This window comes from Streptomyces sp. NPDC057543 (assembly GCF_042801895.1).
In the GTDB taxonomy this organism is placed as follows: Bacteria; Actinomycetota; Actinomycetes; order Streptomycetales; family Streptomycetaceae; genus Streptomyces.
Genome location: NZ_JBHVFF010000032.1, coordinates 1 through 18,172, shown reverse-complemented (window position 1 = coordinate 18,172; position 18,172 = coordinate 1). Strand labels below are relative to the sequence as shown.

At 71.0% G+C, this 18,172-nt stretch carries 10 protein-coding genes and 4 pseudogenes; 7 read left to right on the top strand and 7 right to left on the bottom strand.

All coding sequences use genetic code 11. The features are described 5' to 3' along the window. Positions 1 to 179: 179 nt before the first annotated feature. The gene (locus tag ACFU8Q_RS08475) at positions 180 to 1,346 is read left to right on the top strand and encodes an exonuclease SbcCD subunit D (RefSeq protein ID WP_384449668.1); all 1,167 of its coding nucleotides are present in this window, start codon (positions 180 to 182) and stop codon (positions 1,344 to 1,346) included. After that, positions 1,343 to 4,579 (top strand): AAA family ATPase, encoded by a 3,237-nt coding sequence (locus ACFU8Q_RS08470; RefSeq protein WP_384449665.1) that lies wholly within the window; start codon positions 1,343 to 1,345, stop codon positions 4,577 to 4,579. Before ACFU8Q_RS08475 ends, ACFU8Q_RS08470 begins: the two co-directional genes overlap by 4 nt. On the opposite strand, the pseudogene ACFU8Q_RS08465 reads toward ACFU8Q_RS08470, so the two are convergent. Further along, positions 4,569 to 4,664: pseudogene (locus ACFU8Q_RS08465) on the bottom strand (Lrp/AsnC family transcriptional regulator); the annotation flags it as partial. The gene ACFU8Q_RS08470 and the pseudogene ACFU8Q_RS08465 overlap by 11 nt on opposite strands. On the opposite strand from ACFU8Q_RS08465, the pseudogene ACFU8Q_RS08460 reads away from it, so the two are divergent. Then, positions 4,653 to 5,026, top strand: a pseudogene (locus ACFU8Q_RS08460) (rhodanese-like domain-containing protein); the annotation flags it as partial. The pseudogenes ACFU8Q_RS08465 and ACFU8Q_RS08460 sit on opposite strands and share 12 nt — an antisense overlap. Before the next feature lie 167 nt (positions 5,027 to 5,193). On the opposite strand, the gene ACFU8Q_RS08455 reads toward ACFU8Q_RS08460, so the two are convergent. Further along, positions 5,194 to 6,879, bottom strand: a complete 1,686-nt coding sequence (locus ACFU8Q_RS08455) for a DUF885 domain-containing protein (protein ID WP_384449662.1) — start codon at positions 6,877 to 6,879, stop codon at positions 5,194 to 5,196. 115 nt (positions 6,880 to 6,994) lie between these two features. Further along, on the bottom strand, positions 6,995 to 7,492 hold the full coding sequence (locus tag ACFU8Q_RS08450) for an Lrp/AsnC family transcriptional regulator (RefSeq protein ID WP_384449659.1): 498 nt from the start codon (positions 7,490 to 7,492) through the stop codon (positions 6,995 to 6,997). A 59-nt stretch (positions 7,493 to 7,551) separates the two neighbouring features. On the opposite strand from ACFU8Q_RS08450, the gene ACFU8Q_RS08445 reads away from it, so the two are divergent. Then, complete coding sequence (locus ACFU8Q_RS08445) at positions 7,552 to 8,844, top strand: trans-sulfuration enzyme family protein (RefSeq protein WP_384449656.1); 1,293 nt, start codon at positions 7,552 to 7,554, stop codon at positions 8,842 to 8,844. Here ACFU8Q_RS08445 and ACFU8Q_RS08440 read toward each other — a convergent pair. From ACFU8Q_RS08440 to ACFU8Q_RS08430, 3 genes are all read right to left on the bottom strand, one after another. Beyond that, a complete protein-coding gene (locus ACFU8Q_RS08440; RefSeq protein WP_384449653.1) occupies positions 8,780 to 10,276 on the bottom strand; it encodes a GNAT family N-acetyltransferase in 1,497 nt (498 codons plus the stop codon). The two genes, ACFU8Q_RS08445 and ACFU8Q_RS08440, sit on opposite strands and share 65 nt — an antisense overlap. Positions 10,277 to 10,983: 707 nt before the next feature. Beyond that, positions 10,984 to 12,564 carry an alkaline phosphatase D family protein gene (locus ACFU8Q_RS08435; RefSeq protein WP_384449650.1) on the bottom strand — a complete coding sequence of 527 codons (1,581 nt, stop codon included), beginning with the start codon at positions 12,562 to 12,564 and terminating at the stop codon, positions 10,984 to 10,986. Positions 12,565 to 12,656: 92 nt separating this feature from the next. Then, positions 12,657 to 14,150, bottom strand: coding sequence for a PLP-dependent aminotransferase family protein (locus ACFU8Q_RS08430; protein ID WP_384449647.1), 1,494 nt, complete (start codon positions 14,148 to 14,150; stop codon positions 12,657 to 12,659). 47 nt (positions 14,151 to 14,197) lie between these two features. Between ACFU8Q_RS08430 and ACFU8Q_RS08425 the strand changes: the two are divergent. Continuing rightward, positions 14,198 to 15,046 (top strand): annotated as a pseudogene (locus tag ACFU8Q_RS08425) (DMT family transporter); the annotation flags it as partial. Between the two features lie 57 nt (positions 15,047 to 15,103). Here ACFU8Q_RS08425 and ACFU8Q_RS08420 read toward each other — a convergent pair. After that, positions 15,104 to 15,932 (bottom strand): annotated as a pseudogene (locus tag ACFU8Q_RS08420) (alpha/beta fold hydrolase). A gap of 154 nt (positions 15,933 to 16,086) precedes the next feature. Between ACFU8Q_RS08420 and ACFU8Q_RS08415 the strand changes: the two are divergent. After that, entirely contained in the window at positions 16,087 to 16,971 is an 885-nt protein-coding gene (locus ACFU8Q_RS08415) for an RNA polymerase sigma-70 factor (RefSeq protein ID WP_384449644.1), read from the top strand. 327 nt (positions 16,972 to 17,298) lie between these two features. Then, on the top strand, positions 17,299 to 18,066 hold the full coding sequence (locus ACFU8Q_RS08410; protein WP_384449641.1) for a GntR family transcriptional regulator: 768 nt from the start codon (positions 17,299 to 17,301) through the stop codon (positions 18,064 to 18,066). Positions 18,067 to 18,172 lie beyond the last annotated feature (106 nt).

Below are 18,172 nucleotides of genomic sequence, written 5' to 3'. Positions count from 1 at the left end.
CAAGTCCGGCCGAAGGCCCGGGGCGGTCGGCGGTGATGGGAGACTGGGGGCCGGTGAGGAAACAGGGGCCCACCGGTGCAGGTGCGACCGGTACCCGCGACGGCCGGTGTGGTCACGGTGCGCGGCGGAGCCGGGCCCCGGGGGCGGAGGAAGAGAATGACGCAGGTCGGAGTCGGCTCTTGAGGATTCTGCACACATCGGACTGGCACCTGGGGCGGTCGTTCCACCGGGTCTCCCTGTTCGAAGCCCAGGCCGCCTACCTGGACCACCTGGTGGCCACGGTGCACGCACACGAGGTGGACGTGGTCCTCGTCGCGGGTGACGTGTACGACAGGGCCGTTCCGCCGCTCCCCGCCGTCGAACTCTTCGACGACGCGCTGCACCGGCTCGCCGCCGCCGGTGTGCCCACCGTGATGATCTCCGGGAACCACGACTCGGCACGCAGACTGGGCGTGGGCGCGGGTCTGATCGAGCGGGCCGGAATCCACCTGCGTACCGCCCCCGCCCACTGCGCCACCCCCGTCGTCCTGCGCGACGCACACGGCGACGTGGTGTTCTACGGGCTGCCCTATCTGGAACCCGCCCTGGTGAAGGACGTTTTCAAGGCGGAGCGTGCCGGGCACGAGGCGGTGCTGACCGCAGCCATGGACCGGGTGCGCGCGGACCTCGCGAGCCGCCCCGACACCACCCGGTCCGTGGTGCTCGCCCATGCCTTCGTGGCGGGCGGCGAGCCCAGCGACAGCGAACGCGACATCACCGTCGGCGGGGTGGCCGCCGTACCCGCCGGAGTCTTCGACGGCGTCGACTACGTGGCGCTCGGGCATCTGCACGGCTGCCAGACCGTCACCGAGCGGGTCCGCTACTCGGGCTCGCCGCTCGCGTACTCCTTCTCCGAGGCAGCCCACCGCAAGACGATGTGGCTGATCGACCTCGACGCCTCGGGCGCGATCGCCGCCGAACGCATCGACTGCCCGGTGCCCCGTCCGCTCGCCAGACTCCGCGGCCGCCTCGACACCCTCGTCGACGACCCCGCGCTGGAGCGGCACCGGGACGCCTGGGTGGAGGCCACGCTCACCGACCCGGTGCGTCCGGTCGAGCCGATGGCCCGCCTCGTCGAGCGGTTCCCGCACACCCTCAGTCTCGTATTCGAACCCGACCGGGCCCCCGACGACCCGCTCGCCTCGTACGCACAGCGCCTCCAGGGGCGCGACGACCAGCAGATCGCGGAAGACTTCGTGGCACATGTGCGGGGCGGGGCTTCGGCGGACGAGCAGGAGCGCACGGTGCTGCGCGGCGCCTTCGACCACGTACGGGTCGACGACGGTGTTCGGGAGGTGAACCGTTGAGACTCCACAGGCTCACCCTCACCGCCTTCGGGCCGTTCGGCGCCACCCAGGACGTCGACTTCGACGCACTCTCCTCGGCCGGGCTCTTCCTGCTCCACGGGCCGACCGGTGCCGGGAAGACCTCGGTCCTCGACGCGGTCTGCTACGGCCTGTACGGCGCGGTGCCCGGCGCCCGTCAGAGCCCTGGCACGTCGTTGCGCAGCGACCACGCCCCGGCCGGCCTCCCCACCGAGGTCACGCTCGAACTGACCGTCGGCGGCCGGCGCCTCGAAGTCACCCGGCGCCCCGCACAGCCCCGCCCCAAGAAGAAGGGCAACGGCTTCACCACGGAGAAGGCCCAGAGCTGGCTGCGGGAGTACGACCCGGACGACGGCTGGCGGCCGCTGAGCCGCTCGCACCAGGAGATCGGTGAGGAGATCACCCAGCTCATCGGGATGAGCCGGGACCAGTTCTGCCAGGTGGTCCTCCTGCCCCAGGGCGACTTCGCACGTTTCTTGCGCGCGGATGCCGAGGCGCGCGGCAAACTGCTCGGCAGGCTTTTCGACACCCGCCGTTTCGCCGCCGTCGAGGAGCGCCTCGCCGAACTGCGCCGTACCGCCGAAGCACAGGTCAGGGGCGGGGACGAACGGATCCTCGCGGTCGCCCAGCGGATCGCCCAGGCCGCCGGACCGGCCGCCCGCGAATCGCCGCTGCCCGACATCCAGCCAGGCGAACCCGGGCTCGCCGACGGCGTGCTGGCATGGGCCGCGACGGCCCGCAGCAGCGCCCGGGAACGGCTCGACATCGCCGCGTCCGTACTGGCCACGGCCGAAGGGCGGCAGTCGGCCGCCCGCCTGGCCCTCGACAGCGAACGCGAACGTGCCGCGCTCCAGCAGCGGTACGAGGAGACTCAGCGCCGCGCCGAGGCACTCGAAGCCGGCCGTCCCGACCACGACCGGCACCGTGAACGGTTTGCGAGGGCCCGCAAGGCGGACCTCGTCGCACCGGCACTGGAGCTGCTCGACGAGGCCGAGCGCACGTACCGCACGGCCCGCGAGGCCCGCGACGGCGCCCGGGCACTGCTGCCCGACACCCTGGCCGACGCCGGTGCCGAACAACTGGCGGAAGCGGAACGGAGACACCGCCAGGAGCTCGGCGGGCTCGATGCCGCGCAGCGCGCCGAGCGGCGCAGCGCGCAGATCGACGCCGAGCGGGCCGGGATGGAACGCCAGGCCCGGGCCGACGACGAGCTGATCCGCGAGGCGGAGGGCTGGCTGGCCGACTGGGAAGCCACCCGTGACGAGTTGCGGGCCCGCATCGAGGAGGCCCAGGAGGCCGCTACCCGCGCTGAACAGCTCGCCGGCCGAATGGATCCGGCCCGCGCACGGCTGGAAGCGGCCCGCCGCCGTGACGCGCTCGCCATCCGGGCGTCGGCCGCCGCCGAGCGGCTGGCGGAGGCCCGCGAGCGGGCCTCGGACGCCCACCAGAAGTGGCTGGAGCTTCGCGAGCGACGGCTCCGCGACATCGCCGCGGAACTGGCCGCCGAGCTCGTGGACGGCGAGGACTGCAAGGTGTGTGGCTCCGCCGACCACCCCAGGCCCGCACATACCGGTGACGGCCATGTCGACCGGGCCACCGAGGAGCGGGCTCTCGACGCGTACCGGCGGGCCGAGGAGGCGCGCATGGAGGCGGACCGGGAGCTCGGGGTCGTACGCGAGAAACACCTGGCGGCCCGCGCCGCCGCCGCACAGCCGAGGGTGCCGCAGCCGAGGGACGGCGCAGCTGCCGCCGACCCGGATGCCTCCGGGCGGGGGACCGGGGGCGTCGCGGCCGAGTCGGCGGTGTCCGTATCGGTGGCCGGAGGCGTTGCTGCCGGGTCGGCGCCGCCCGCGCCGGGCGCCGGGACCGAGGCGGCTGCGACCGATGCGGCCTGCGGCGAGCGGCCCCTTCCGGGTTCCGCGGACGAGCCCGTCGCCGATCCCACCGCCGCCGAACTCGCCGCGCTCGTCGAGAGGCTGACGCGCGGACACGCCGAGGCGCACCGGACCGCCGCCGGCATGCACGCGGCGCGCGAGGCACTCGCCGTGGCCGAGCGGGAACACGCCGAACGCCTCGAGAGCCGGCAACTGGCCGAGCGCCGGGCTGCGGCCCGTACCTCTCGGCGGGAAGGCCTGGACCGTGAACAGGCCACGTTGGAAGCAGAGCTGGCGGTCGCCCGAGGGGAGTCCGGCAGCGTCGCCGAGCACGCCGAGCTGCTGGAGCGCCGGGTCGGTCTGCTCGCCTCCGCCGCCGCGGCGGTGCGCGAGGAGGAATCGGCCGCACAGCGCCGCAAGGAGGCCGACGGCCGACTCGCGGACGCCGCGTTCCGTGCCGGGTTCGACACCCCGCAGGCCGCGTCCGGGGTCCTCCTCACCGAGGCCGAACAGCGCGGACTCCAGCGTCTGATCGACGCCTGGCAGTCCGAAGCGGCCGCTGTCGCCGACCGTCTCGCCGAGACCGCGGCCCGAGCCGCCGCCGACGCCCCGCCCGCCGCGGTGGACGCCGCGCAGGCCGCGTACGACACGGCCGAACGGTTGCTGCGGGACGCCTCCGCGGCACTGGCAGCCGCACGCGAGCGCTGCGCCGAGCTGGTCAGGCTGTCGCGCAGTGCCACGGACGAGGTACGCGGGCTCGGACCGCTGCGCGAGGAGTACGACCGGGTGGCACGGTTGGCCGGGCTCACCGCGGGTACCTCCGCGGACAACGAACGCAAGATGCGGCTGGAGTCCTACGTGCTCGCCGCCCGGCTCGAACAGGTCGCGGCCGCCGCCACCGCACGGCTGCAGCGCATGTCGTCCGGCCGTTACACGCTGGTCCACTCCGATGCCCGCACCGGAGGCCGCCGATCGGGCCTCGGCCTGCACGTCGTCGACGCCTGGACCGGACGTGAACGCGACACGGCGACGCTCTCGGGCGGCGAGACCTTCTTCGCCTCGCTCGCCCTCGCGCTCGGCCTCGCCGATGTCGTCACCGACGAGGCCGGCGGCGTACGACTGGACACCCTCTTCATCGACGAGGGTTTCGGCAGCCTGGACGACCAGACCCTCGACGAGGTGCTCGACGTGCTGGACTCGCTGCGCGAACGGGACCGCAGCGTCGGCATCGTCAGCCATGTCGGCGACCTGCGCCGCCGCATCCCCGCACAGCTCGAAGTGGTGAAGGAGCGATACGGATCGGCGGTACGGCACCGCACCGCGGGCGGGGTCAGCGGCTGATGGCGCGCCGAGGGAGCGGCGAGGAGTAGACGACGCTCGTGGGTGACGGAGCGAGGGCGCCGATCCTTCCCCGGACGTCCTGGATGTCACCGCCGCGCTCGTGGCCGACGGCGACCCCGGCTTCGTACTCCTCGACCCCGCGCTCCACCGAATCCTGGGACCAGGGACACGTCCCCGGCGCGGTCCATCTGCCGACCGCCCTCATACCGGAGCAGGCCCGCAGCCTTCTTGCCCGGCCGTCCCCGTGGTCACGTACTGCTGGGGCCCCGCTGCAACGGCGCCACACGCGCCGCGTTCGCCCTCGCCGAACTCGGCTACCAGGTCAAGGAGATGCTCGGCGGCTTCGAGTACTGGGTGCGCGAGGGCTTCGCGTTCGAGACCTGGCAGGGGCGCGAACGGCTCGACACCGACCCGCTCGCCGCACCGGTCGACTCCGGCGACTGCTGACCGGCTGCGCCGGACGCGTGCCCCTCCCGCTCGCCCCTTCCTGCCGCCCTTGCCGGGGCGTTCCGCGAGTGGTGCGGAGGTCCGGAGGCGGCGACGGGAGGGGGCGAGGGGCAGGTCAGAGTTTGGACAGCTCGTCCACGGTCAGAGTGTGGACAGTGCGTCGGTGGTCAGAGCTTGGACAGTTCGTCCACGAGATCGTCGAGACCGAGTGACCCCTGCGACAGCGCGGCCATGTGCCAGGCCTTGGCGTCGAACGCGTCGCCGTGCGCCTTGCGGGCGTTCTCCCGGCCGAGCAGCCAGGCGCGTTCGCCCAGCTTGTAGCCGATCGCCTGACCCGGCATCGAGAGATAGCGGGTGAGTTCGCTCTCCACGAAGTCGGCCGGGCGGCCGCTGTGGTTGCCGAAGAACTCCTGGGCCAGGTCCGGGGTCCACCGCTCGCCCGGGTGGAACGGCGAGTCTGCCGGAATCTCCATCTCCGCATGCATGCCGATGTCCACGATCACCCGGCAGGCCCGCATCATCTGCGCGTCCAGATAGCCGAGACGGCGCTCGGCGTCCGGCAGGAAGCCCAGCTCGTCCATGAGCCGCTCCGCGTACAGCGCCCAGCCCTCGGCATTGGCACTGACCTCGCCGATCGACGCCTGATAGCGGGAGAGACTGTCGGCGACATGCGTCCACTGGGCGATCTGCAGATGGTGGCCCGGTACACCCTCGTGGTACCAGGTGGAGACCAGGTCGTACACCGGGAAGCGGGTCTCGCCCATGGTAGGCAGCCAGGTGCGGCCGGGGCGGGAGAAGTCCTCGGACGGGCCCGTGTAGTACGGGGCGGCGGCGCCGCCGGGCGGGGCGATGCGGGACTCCACCTTCCGCACCCGCTCGGCGAGTTCGAAGTGCGTTCCGTCGAGTGCCTCGATCGCTTCGTCCATCAGACGCTGCAGCCAGGCCTGGACCTCGTCGACTCCCTCGATGTGCTTGCCGTGCACATCGAGATGGGCCAGTGCCTCCCAGGGACCGGCGCCGGGCAGGATCTTCTCGGCCTCGGTCCTCATCTCGGCGAGCAGCCGGTGGTACTCGGACCAGCCGTATGCGTACGCCTCGTCGAGGTCGAGATCGGTGCCGTTGAAGTAGCGCGCCCAGCGCGCGTACCGCTCACGGCCCACCGTGTCGGGCGCGCCCTCGATCGCGGGGGCGTACACATCGCGCATCCAGTCCCGCAGCGCCACGACCGACTCCGTGGCCCGGCGGGCGCCGTCGTCCAGATCGGTACGCAGGGACGCCGGGCCGGCGGCCGCGAAGTCTTGGAAGAAACCCGTCCCGCCGTCGCCGGACCACTCGTCGAGCTGGCCGATGAAGGTGGCGGTGGCGCGCGGGCCGCCGTACAGCTTGCGCTCCAGGCCGAGCGCGAGCGACTCGCGGTAGCCCTCCAGCGCGGCGGGAACCGCGCGCAGCCGGTCCACGACCGCCGCCCAGTCCTCGTCGGTCTCGGTCGGTGTCACCGTGAACACCTCACGGATACTGTGCGGCGGGGAGGAGAGGTTGGAGACGGCGCGCAGCTTCTCGTCGGCCTCATGGACGGCGAGTTCCGCCGTGAGACGCTCGCGCAGAAGGCGGCCGCAACGGCGCTCGGCATCGCTGTCCGCGCCGGGCAGCTGCTCGGCGGCGTCGAGCTTCGCCAGGGTGGTACGGGCGAGTTCGGCGAGGGCTTCCTGCCCCGCGGGGGAGAAGTCGGGAAGGTGGCGCGAGCTCTCCGCGACACCCAGGTAGGTGCCGGCGATCGGGTCGAGCTCGATGAACGCGTCGACATAGGCGTCGGCGACCTGGCGGGGCAGTGCGCTACTGGAAATATCTGACATGCGGACATCCTCGTACGCCGGGGGCCTGCGCGTCACCATCATTCGGCCTCGGTGGCCCGCCGGGGGCCTGCACGTCACCATCATCCGGCCTCGGTGGCACGCCGGGCGTGCGTTCTCAGCCGCCCGTCCCGGGCCGTCCGGTGGCGGGCGGCAGCAGGGGGCCGCACTCCCACTGCTGGAATATCAGCCGGGTCTCGACCCGGGCCACTTCGCGGCGCGAGGTGAATTCGTCCAGCACCAGGCGTTGCAGATCCGCGGTGCCGGTGACCGCGACGTGGACCAGATAGTCGTCGGGCCCGGTCAGATGGAAGAGCGCGCGGGACTCGGGCAGCGTCCTGATGCGTTCGACGAACGGGCCGATGAGCTCTCTGCGGTGCGGACGGACCTGTACGGAGAGCAACGCCTCCAGACCGCGGCCGAGCTTCGCCGGGTCCAGACGCAGTTGGTGGCCGAGTATGACGCCGGAGCGGCGCAGCCTGGCCACCCGGTCCAAGCAGGTCGACGGCGCGACGCCGACCTCGGCGGCCAGTTCGCGGTAGGTGGTCCGGGCATCGTTCTGCAGCAGCCGCAGAATGTGCAGATCCACCGGGTCGAGAACGACTGAATCGGCCATCTGCCGAACGTAGCACGGGAGGTACTCGTGATCACCCGGCATTTGTTCAGGGTGCTGTCATGGACACCGAACCCTTGATGGCGCCCTCGACGACAACCCGGTCCAGGGCGCTGGCCACCGAAGCCGTGCACGCGGGCCGCGACGATCTCGCGGCGCTCGGCCTGCACGCCCCACCGATCGATCTGTCCACCACCTACCCCTCGTACGACTCCAGGGGCGAGGCCGAGCGGATCGACACCTTCGCCGCCACCGGCGCGAGACTCGAAGGGCCGCCCGTCTACGCGCGGCTGGACAACCCGACGACGGCCCGTTTCGAGACCGCCCTCGCTCGGCTCGAAGGAGCGGAGAGCGCGGTGTCGTTCGCCAGCGGAATGGCGGCGCTCACCGCCGTCCTGCTGGTCAGGGCAAGCATGGGACTGCGCCATGTGGTCGCCGTCCGCCCGCTCTACGGCTGCAGCGATCACCTGCTCGGTGCCGGTCTGCTGGGCACCGAAGTGACCTGGACCGACCCGGCGGGCATCGCGGAGGCGCTCCGTCCGGACACGGGTCTGGTGATGGTAGAGACGCCCGCCAACCCGACGCTCGCCGAGGTCGACATCCGGGCGATCGCCCACTCCTGCGGTTCCGTCCCGCTGCTCGTCGACAACACGTTCGCCACACCCGTGCTCCAGCGTCCCGTCGAGCACGGCGCGCGGATCGTGCTGCACAGCGCCACCAAGTACCTCGGCGGGCACGGCGATGTGATGGGCGGGGTCGTCGCCTGTGACGAGGAGTTCGCGGCCCGTCTGCGTCAGGTCCGCTTCGCCACCGGCGGAGTGCTGCATCCGATGGCCGGGTACCTGCTGCTGCGCGGGCTCGCCACACTCCCGGTGCGAGTGAGGGCGGCATCCGCGAGCGCGGCCGAACTGTCCCGTCGGCTGACGGCCGATCCGCGTATCGCCCGGGTCCACTACCCGAAGCTGGGCGGGGCGATGGTCTCGTTCGAGGTGTACGGGGATCCGCACCGGGTGATTTCGGCCGTACGGCTCGTCACGCCCGCGGTCAGTCTCGGCAGTGTGGACACCCTGATCCAGCATCCGGCCTCCATCAGCCACCGCATCGTGGATGAGGGAGACCGTCAGGCGTCCGGGGTCGGGGACCGGCTGCTGCGGATGTCGGTCGGTCTGGAGGACGTCGAGGATCTGTGGGCCGACCTGTGTCAGGCGCTGAGCTCACAGGAGCCGGACGGCCGCAGGGAGGACGGTTCGCACGGCGTCGGCCGGCAGGACGGCGGACGTCAGGGGGGTGTCAGCGGCCGGCCTGCTCGTACGGCGGCAGCGAACGGACGGGAGTCGCATCCAGCCGGGCGGTGATGACCAGCGTGCCCTCCTCGATCTGGTAGTCCAGCGGCAGGGACAGCGCGCGCATGGCCGCGACCATGCCGGTGTTGGACGACTGGGTGACGGCGTAGACGCTCTCGCAGCCTGCCTCGATGGCGAGCGCCACCAGGCGGCCGAGGATTTCGGAGCCGATCCCGCGACGCTGCCACTCGTCCTCGACGAGGAGGGCGACCTCGGTCTCGTCACCGTCCCACAGGAGGTGGCCGAGGGCCACCAGCCGGCCCGAGGCGGTCTGCACCCCCAGGGTGCGGCCGAAGCGGGGGCTCAGCAGGTGGTCCAGGTAACGGTCGGCGTCACGGACCGGGCCCTGGTACCGCAGTCGCAGGGTCTGCTCGGAGCAGCGGTCGTGCATGGCGCGGGCGGCTCCGAGGTCGCGGCGGTCCGCGCGGCGCACGGTGATCTCGTCGCCCTCGGGGAGCGTGAGGACGTGCTCGCTGCGCGGGACGCGGGGGCCGAGCCGGGCGTCCAGCTCCACCAGGGCGCGGGCCCGGGCGAACTCGGTCGGGGTGAATGGAAGATAGGGCCGCTCGATGGTGATGGCGCCTCCGGACGGGTCGCGCAGCCGCATCACCGTCTCCTCCTGCAGACCCTCCACAAGGGCGGTCTCACCCGTTGCGCGGCCGGTGATCGAGACGGCGGGCAGCGAGTGGATCGTGCAGCGGCCGAGCAACTGACGCAGGGCGAGGGGGAGTTCGGCCGCATCCAGAGCCGTACGCGTGGCGAGACCCAGGATGCGTGTCGGGGCGTCCACCAGGTCGTGCGCGTCCGCCCGTTCGATCCAGGTCGAGCCGCCCCCCGCTGCGGAGATCGCCCGGCTCAGCTGCGGAGCCTGGAGAGGGGCGGGGGCGCGCAGCAGGAACTCGTCGACCGTGCCCTGTGCCAGCGGGTGCGTCTGCAGGGTGAGGATGTCGACCCGGTGCCGGGCGAGCGTGCTGCACAGTGCGGCCAGACTGCCCGGGACGTCCCGAACGGTCGTGCGCATCCGCCACAACACCGTGTCCTCGGGGGAGGGGCCCGAGCCCTTGGCGACGGTCGCGGTCACGAGCACTGTCGCGGCGGTGTGATTGTTGTGGCCGCCGTGGGTGTTGTTGCCGGTGTCGCTGGTGCTCTTGGTGTTGTTGTACGGGGCCGAGCTGTCGGTGCTGCCGGTATCGGTGATGAGGTCGGTGCCGGTCGGCGGCGGGGCGTGGCTGTGGCGCCGTGCCCACCAGGTATGGAACGCGGCTGTCACAGCCAGGGCCACGGCCGAGGCGATCAGGAGATACGGTCCGTCCGGCTGGTGCCCGATCAGGTTGGCGATCGCGTCGGCCACCGCGACGGCGGTGAACAGCGCGGCCAGTTCGGTCACGTCCCGCCGCCAGTGGTGGGAGCGTCGGGCAGTCTTGGCGGAGGTCGCATCAGTCATGCCTTCACTGTGACTGAGTGGTGTTGCCTGATCACGAACGCTCTGTGACTGATGGGTTAAGTATGGATCTAGTCCACTATCACCTATTTTGGTCGATTGATGTCTTGATCGATTACGGTTCGGAGCAGTACGGCTGGGCCGCCGAACCCGGGTTGTGAGCCAGCGGGTACGGCAGCTCCTGCCCGGCCCCGTACAGCTCCTGCGAGGGCCCGGAGGGCGGGCGACGACGGGCCCGGAGGGGTGCCCTCGGGCCGGACGGCGCCACGCAGACCGCGGTGCTGCCCGGACGCTGTCACCCGGCCCGGGCGGAACTCATCGCTCCTCCCGGCCCGGGCGGAACCCATCGGCCTTACAGGTCGCTGCCGGTTACGCCACGATGTCCTGGGCCGTTACCTCGGTCCCGGACTCTGCTTCCAGACCGTCCTCAGGCGCACCGCTTGACGTACCAGCTGTGACGATCCGCCGCGCCCGGCCGTTTCGGCGAGCCCGGGTATCGGCTCGGTGCCCACCGATGTGGTTCGGTGCCGCGCGGTGTGAGGCCACCTGAAGTCTCCAGGCCGAGGTTCTGTCCGGCCTGCGAGAACTCCAGGGCGGACGGGCGTGAGTAGGCCAATGCCCTGCACGGATCGGGTCATGCAAGAACCGTAGAACCCGGCACTGACAATCGGCCCGGACCACAACCCGGGGCCTTGGCACAGCAGGCCGGTTCACTGTCCTACGCGGCCCGGGTGCAGCACTTTGCTGAACAGGACGGAGCCACCCTGTGCCCGCAGTCGCACTGTCAACTCGCCGCTGTGGCCGTCGATGTCGACCTCACCGAAGTACTGCGGAGTCTCCATCGGCGACACGTTCGCGCGGTCGGGCGCCCGCACGAAGACCCGGTCGGGACCGAACGTCGCGTCGAGTGCGTTTGCCGGGAACTGGCCGGCGGCCAGAGGGCCCGACACGAACTCCCAGAACGGTGCGAAATCCTTGAATGCCGCACGCTCGGGATCGTAGTGCTGCGCCGATGTGTAGTGCACATCGGCCGTCAGCCAGACGGTGCCGGTGATCTTTCGGTGCTTGATGTACCGGAGCAGTTCCGCGATCTGGAGCTCACGGCCGAGCGGCGCTCCGGGATCGCCCTGCGCGACCGCCTCGAAGTCCGTCGCACCGTCCGTGACCACCAGCCCCAGCGGCATGTCCGCGGCAATCACCTTCCACACCGCGCGGGATCGCGACAACTCGTGCTTCAGCCAACCGAGCTGCTCGGCGCCGAGGATCCCGGTGGTGTCGTCGGGCTGCCGGCCGGGGGAGTTGGCGTTGCGGAAGGACCGCATGTCGAGAACGAACACATCGAGCAGCGGACCGTGCCGCACCACGCGGTGCATCCGGCCCTCGCCGGCCGAGGCACGCAGTGTGGACACCGGGAAGTACTCACGGAACGCACGCGTCGAACGGGCCGCCAGCACATCGACGTTCTTCTCGGTGTAGCGGGAGTCGTCGAGGATCTGCCCCGGGTACCAGTTGTTGCGCACCTCGTGGTCGTCCCACTGAACGATCGAAGGTACCTGTGCGTTGAACCGGCGAACGTTCTCGTCGAGGAGGTTGTAGCGGAAGTTCCCACGGTACTCGGCAAGGGTCTCGGCGACCTTAGCCTTCTCCTCGGTGGTGATGTTGCGCCAGACCCGCCCGTCGGGCAGGTTCACGCTGGGCTCGATCACCCCGTCCGCGTAGATGTTGTCGCCGCTGCAGAGAAAGAAGTCCGGGTCGAGGCGGCGCATCTCGTCGTACACCACGTAGCCGCCGATGTCCGGGTTGATGCCCCAGCCCTGGCCCGCGATGTCGCCGGACCATAGGAAACGCACCCCGTCCCGGCGCCGGGCGGGCGCGGTACGGAAGGTTCCGTACACCGGTTCGCCGGTGCGGCGGGGGTCCTCGGGGTCCGCGAGTGTGACCCGGTAGTGCACCTGCTCACCCGGCGGCAGCCCGTAGAGCGGTGTCGTTCCGGTGTAGTCGGTGCCGGAACTGACCAGCGGACCGTGCCAGGTGCGGGCCCGCCGGAAGGACTCCGTCGCCGACGTCTCCACGACCATCCGTGCCGGGCGGTCCGAACGAACCCACACCAGCGCCGAGGACGAGGTGACATCGCCCACCTGCACGCCCCATGCGGCGCGCGGCCGGCCGGACAGAGCGAAGGCAGGGGCCGCGGCACCCACCACGGGGAGCGTGAGCGCGGCCGATGCGGCGAGCGAACCGCGCAGCACACCACGGCGGTCGAGGGACGGAATACGCGGACGGTACGACATCGAGGCGCCTCCGGGCAGGGGTCAGCGGACGAAGCGGCGTGGCCGGCCGGCCGATCCCACCCTTGTGCCCGTCGGCGGCGCACGCACCAACCTCAGGTGAACACCCGGCTACTGCTCTCACCGGTGTCCGGCCCCTTCGCATCCCGCTGAGCCGCCGCCAGCAACCGCACCCCTGCCGCGATGTCCGGGGGAGGCAGATGCGCGTAGCCGAGCGCCAGGTTCACCGTTCGGTCGGCGAAGGGCAGGGTGCCGAAGTCGCTCAGCGGTCGAAGGGCCACTCGGGCCTCGTCCGCGTGAGCCAGGAACACCGGCTCGGGTCCGTACCGTTCGGGCAGTCGGGCGATGATGTGCAGACCGGCGGCGACCCCGCTGACCTCGGTACCGGGGAAGTGCTCCGTCAACGCCGCGGTCATCGCGTCGCGGCGCTCACGGTAGGCGCGCTGGCAGCGGCGCAACTGCCGGTCGTAGCCGCCGCGCACGATGAAGTCGGCGAGGACCGCCTGGTCGACGGCCGGATTGCCCAGATCCATCGTGCGTTTGCGGGCGACGATCTCGTCGGTCATCGTCGCCGGTGCGAGCAGCCAGCCCAGCCGTAGCCCCGGGGCCAGCGATTTGCTCACCGAACCGGTGTACGCGACATGTTCCGGGTCGAGACCCTGCAGCGAGCCGACGGGCGCGCGGTCGTAGCGGAAGTCGCCGTCGTAGTCGTCCTCCACGATCAGGCCGTCCGTGGTGCGTGCCCAGTCCAGGAGCCTGCCCCGTCGGGCGGCTGAGTAGGCGATTCCGGTGGGGAACTGGTGTGCCGGAGTCGTCACGACCGCGCGGACGCCCGAGCGTCCGAGAGCCTCGGCGGCCAGGCCCTCGTCGTCGAGCGGCAGCCGGGTGGTGGTGACGCCGGCCGATGCGAACAGCGCGGGATGCTCGGGACTGCCGGGATCCTCGACGCCGACGGTCCGTATCCCCCGCCCGTGCAGAACGAACCCGAGCAGCGTCATCGCCTGCGCCACGCCGGAGCACACCACCAGGCGCTCCGGATCGGCGACCACTCCCCGGCGCCTGGTCAGCAGGGCGGCCAGGGCTTCGCGCAGGTCGGGCAGCCCGCGCGGATCGGGGTATCCGAGTGCGCTGTGCGGCAGCCGACCGAGCACCGAACGGTAGGTCGCGGCCCACGCGCTGCGCGGAAACAGCGACAGATCCGGCGTACCTGGACGGAAGTCCACACGTGCGCCGGGCGCGCGCGGAGCGCGATCGCGCGCGTCCCGGGTGGCGGCCCGAACGGTCTCGCTCACCCATGTGCCCGCACCCCGTCCGCTGCGCAGGTACCCCTCCGCCGTGAGCTGTTCGTACGCCTCGGTGACCAGTCCTCGCGACACCCGCAGATCGGCGGCGAGCGCCCGGCTGGACGGCAGTCTCGTACCCGGAACGAGACTGCCGGAGCGCACGGCTTCACGCAGAGCCGACTGGAGCGCGCGGCCGCGCCGGCGTGCCGGGGTGGCGGCAGCCGGAAGCAGCAACTCCCAGGCAGCGGAGCCGAAATCCCCGGTCTTCATACGGTCCGATGACGGATTGGTCCCCGAAGACGTCATGAAAGTGGACCTTAAACCGGACCGCAGGGCTGCCTAGCGTCGGCTCCATGAACGCCACTTCTCTGCGCGGGGCGCTCCTCGCAGCCTTCGCCTGCATGCTCGTGGGCGCCTCCTTCACCGTCAACAGCGTCCTCGGCCATTACCCGTACGTGGGCGGTCAGGCACTGCGGTACGGCCTCGCGGCGGTGTTGCTCCTGCCCCTCCTGGCCCGCGACGGAAAGTCCCGCCCGGCTGCCGCGCTGCGTGCCCTCACCCTGCGCGAGTGGGGACGGCTCGCGCTGTTGGCGGCCGTCGGCATGGTCGGCTTCAATCTGGCCGTCCTCGGCGCGGAACGCTCGGCGGAACCCGCCGTTCCAGGGGTGTTCGTCGGCTGCGCTCCGATCCTCGTAGCCGTTCTCCTGCCGCTGCTGGACGGGCGTCGGCCGACGCGAACGGTCCTGTACGCGGCCGTGCTCGTTGCCGCCGGAGCGTTCGCCGTCCAGGGATGGGGCCGTACGGACCTGGCAGGCATCCTCTGCTCGGTCGGCGCACTGGCGGGCGAGGTCGGCTTCGCGGTCCTTGCCGTACCGGTGCTGCGCCCGCTGGGGCCGAAGCTGCTGGCCGCCACCGTTTGCGGAATCGCCACCGCGGAGTCCGTGCTGCTCGGTGTACTGCTCGACGGCGGGGGCGTTCTGCGGACGCCGACACCTGGCGAGGCGATGGCGCTGCTCTGGCAGGCGGTCGTGGTCACCGTCGTCGGTTTCGTCTGCTGGTACATGGGCATGCACCGCATCGGCGCCGAACGCGCCACGCTCTTCTCCGGCCTGATCCCGGTCTCCGCCGCGCTCACCGCACCGCTCGTCGGCACCGGTTCGTACGGCATCCCGCAGGCCGGCGGCAGCCTTCTGGTCGGTCTGGGAGTGGTGCTGGGTTCGGGATTCCTGGCGGGGCGCGACGTGGCGCCGGGCGCCCATTCAGCGACTGGTGTCGAGGACGACGCGCGCCACGAGGGCCGGATCGTCGTTCATCGGAACATGGCCGCAACCGGGCAGCCGCACCAGCCGGGCGCCGGGGATGGTGCGCTTGGCCCGGATTCCCTGACGGCGCAGCAACAGCCGGTCACGGCTGCCCCAGGCGACGGTCACGGGCAGCCCCGGCACATCGTCGGTGAACGCGACACTCCGCCCGACGGCAAGCGTCTGGTGGAAACCAGTCGCCTCGCGCAGCGCGAGGGTCTCCGCGACAACGGCACCGGGTGAACGGCGCCCCGGCCGGGCGTAGATGGTACTGGTCAGGGCGGCCCGGCCAACCGCGCTGCGCGAGAGCCGTTCGATCACCGGCATGGGCATCGACAGTGCGCCCTGCCGCATCGCGCGCAGCGTCCCGAACGCATAGCGACGCTCACCCTCCGTCCAGAAACCGGCGGGCGACAGCGCCGTCACCGATCGCACGAGTTTCTCCCGGCCCAGTTCCAGGGCCAGCAGACCGCCGAGCGAATTGCCCGCCACATGCGGACGGTCCAGGCCGAGTTGTGCGCAGAACGCACCGAGCACCGGGACCACACTCGCCAGGTCGTACGGAACCTCCTCGGGCAGCGCCGGAGAGGTACCGAAACCGGGAAGGTCCACAGCGATCACGTCTCGTTCCGTGGTGAGGACGGGCAGCACCGGATCCCAGGCCTGACGGTGGTGGCCAATGCCGTGGAGCAGCAGCAACGGCTCACCGGAACCGGTCCGTTCATACGCCACGGATACGCTCCGAGGGTTGCGGTGAGTCGACGTCGAACGAGACCGTGGTGGCCATGCTGGTTCTCCCGGGATGATCCGGCATGAACGAGCCACGCCTGAAGGTGACTTAGACGCCTTGTCAATAACAATCACCGTTCGGTAGCTTGCAGTTCAAGGGGGCTGGGTGATTCGTGCTGGACAGGGTGCGGTGGGTCGGCTGGGATGAAGGGGTGACGACTGACACCGCGACCGACGTCTTCGAGGAGCACCGCTCCATGCTCACCGGGGTTGCCTACCGCATGCTGGGCAGGATCGCCGACGCCGAGGATGTCGTGCAGGAAGCGTGGCTGCGCTGGTCGTCGGCATCGCGCGAGGATGTGCGGGAGCCGCGCGCCTTCCTCGTAAGGGTCACCACGCGACTGGCCATCGACCGACTGCGGCAGACGAAGTCGCGGCGCGAGGCATATGTCGGGCCGTGGCTGCCGGAGCCCGTGGTCACCGACTTCGGGCCGACCGTGCCGGATACCGCGGAACAGGCCGTTCTCGCCGATTCCGTGTCCATCGCCGTGCTTGTCGTCCTCGAATCGCTGTCACCTCTGGAACGGGCCGTCTTCGTTCTGCGCGAGGCCTTCGGCTTTCCGTACACGGAGATCGCCACCACGCTGGACCGGTCCGAGGCGGCGGTGCGCCAGCTCGCGGGACGTGCGCGGCGCCATGTCGAGGAGCGCAAGCCGCGCTACGACGTCGACCCTGTCCACCGCCGTGACCTTACTGAGCGGTTCCTCGCCGCGGCGGCGGGCGGCGACATCGAGGAGTTGCTGGTCCTTCTCGCACCCGATGTGCGGCTCGTCGGTGACAGTGGTGGCAAGTCCAAGGCGCCGCTACGGGTCATCGAGAGCGCCGGAAAGGTCGGCCGTTTCCTCTTCGCGGTCGTTCACGATCAGGTCCCGGACCTCGACATCCGGTTCCTGGAGCTCAACGGCGGGCCGGGCCTGCTGGTGCTCTCGGGTGGAAGGCCCGACTCCGTCTTCCAGGTGGATGTCAGGGACGGGCTCATTCAGTGCGTATATATCGTGCGTAATCCTGACAAGCTCGCCAGTCTGGCTGGGGAATAGCCGCACATTCCGGCCGCCGGGCCGCGCGTTTCCAGCTGGCGCAAGCGCCTCCGGTTTGTGCAGGAACCCGTCTGTCGCCCTGCCTCGAAGCCCCACGGTTGCCCGAATCCCCACGCCGCCGGGCCGTGGGGTCTTGTGCTGCGGGCGGCGCTCACGGCACCAAGAACGTCCTGTGAACGCTCTGTGGCAGGGGTCCGTTTCGCTGCGTGACCGGAGGAGGATTGGTCTTGACCAAGGGGGTGTCCCGTCCTATGGTCTCAACGTTAAGACAGGAACCTTTAATAAATAACGTCGCGGAATAGCCGCTGGGCGATTGCGGAGGACAGGGTGGGGACCACGCAGCTGGAAACGGTGCAGGAGCCGAAGTACTGGCACCTCAAGACCGTGCTCAGTGAGGCACTCGACTCGGACTTTGCGGTGGGCGAGATCCTGCCCAACGAGCGTGAACTCGCCGCCCGGTTCGGAGTCGCCAGGGCGACGCTCCGGCAAGCTCTGGAACAGCTCGAACTCGAAGGCAGGCTGCAACGCCGTCGTGGCGTCGGGACCACTGTCGCCCCGCCGCGGGTCGGGGTCGCCGTCTCCACGGCACAGCGCGACTGGGCCGACGGTGGTGCCGGCGAGGCATGGCAGCCCGTGGACTGCACGACGGCGATCGCACCGGCGTCAGTGGTGGCCGTGCTCGACGTGGAAAGCGACGAGCCGGTGCACATCGTCCGCCGGATCCGGATCACCCACGGACAGGCGGTCGCGGCGGAACTCCTGTACGTCCCCTCGTCGTCCGTGCCCGAACTCTCCATGATCGACGCCCCCGCCGGTCCTGCCCGGGCCCGCAGTGTCCTGCGCGAACTGCACCGGCTCGGCCTCGATGGCCAGGACCGTTCGGTAGAGCTCGGCTCGGCGCGGGTGGACGATGCCAAGGAGCTCGACCGGCTTCCCGGCGCCCCCGTTCTCGTCGTCACTACCCGCTACCTCGCGGCCGGTGGCACCGCTGCGCTCTCCATCGCCACTTACCGGGCCGACACGTGCCGACTCACCTTCGGCGACTCGGGCGACCTGGAGATCAGCCATCACGGCCAGGAGCGCCAAGCCTCCTGACACGGTCGGCCCCGCCCGCCCGAGACGTTCAGTTCGCGTACGGCCCGTCGCGCTCAGCGGCGGGCCGTCACCGTTCCCTCCACAGCGAAAAGCTGCTCCTCGACAT

What these genes read in the sequence shown, in the direction of transcription:
- ACFU8Q_RS08445 (WP_384449656.1), top strand. Translation starts at nt 7,552, where the DNA reads ATGGACACCGAACCCTTGATGGCGCCCTCGACGACAACCCGGTCCAGG.
- ACFU8Q_RS08435 (WP_384449650.1), bottom strand. Translation starts at nt 12,564, where the DNA reads ATGTCGTACCGTCCGCGTATTCCGTCCCTCGACCGCCGTGGTGTGCTG.
- ACFU8Q_RS08430 (WP_384449647.1), bottom strand. Translation starts at nt 14,150, where the DNA reads ATGACGTCTTCGGGGACCAATCCGTCATCGGACCGTATGAAGACCGGG.
- ACFU8Q_RS08455 (WP_384449662.1), bottom strand. Translation starts at nt 6,879, where the DNA reads ATGTCAGATATTTCCAGTAGCGCACTGCCCCGCCAGGTCGCCGACGCC.
- ACFU8Q_RS08450 (WP_384449659.1), bottom strand. Translation starts at nt 7,492, where the DNA reads ATGGCCGATTCAGTCGTTCTCGACCCGGTGGATCTGCACATTCTGCGG.
- ACFU8Q_RS08440 (WP_384449653.1), bottom strand. Translation starts at nt 10,276, where the DNA reads ATGACTGATGCGACCTCCGCCAAGACTGCCCGACGCTCCCACCACTGG.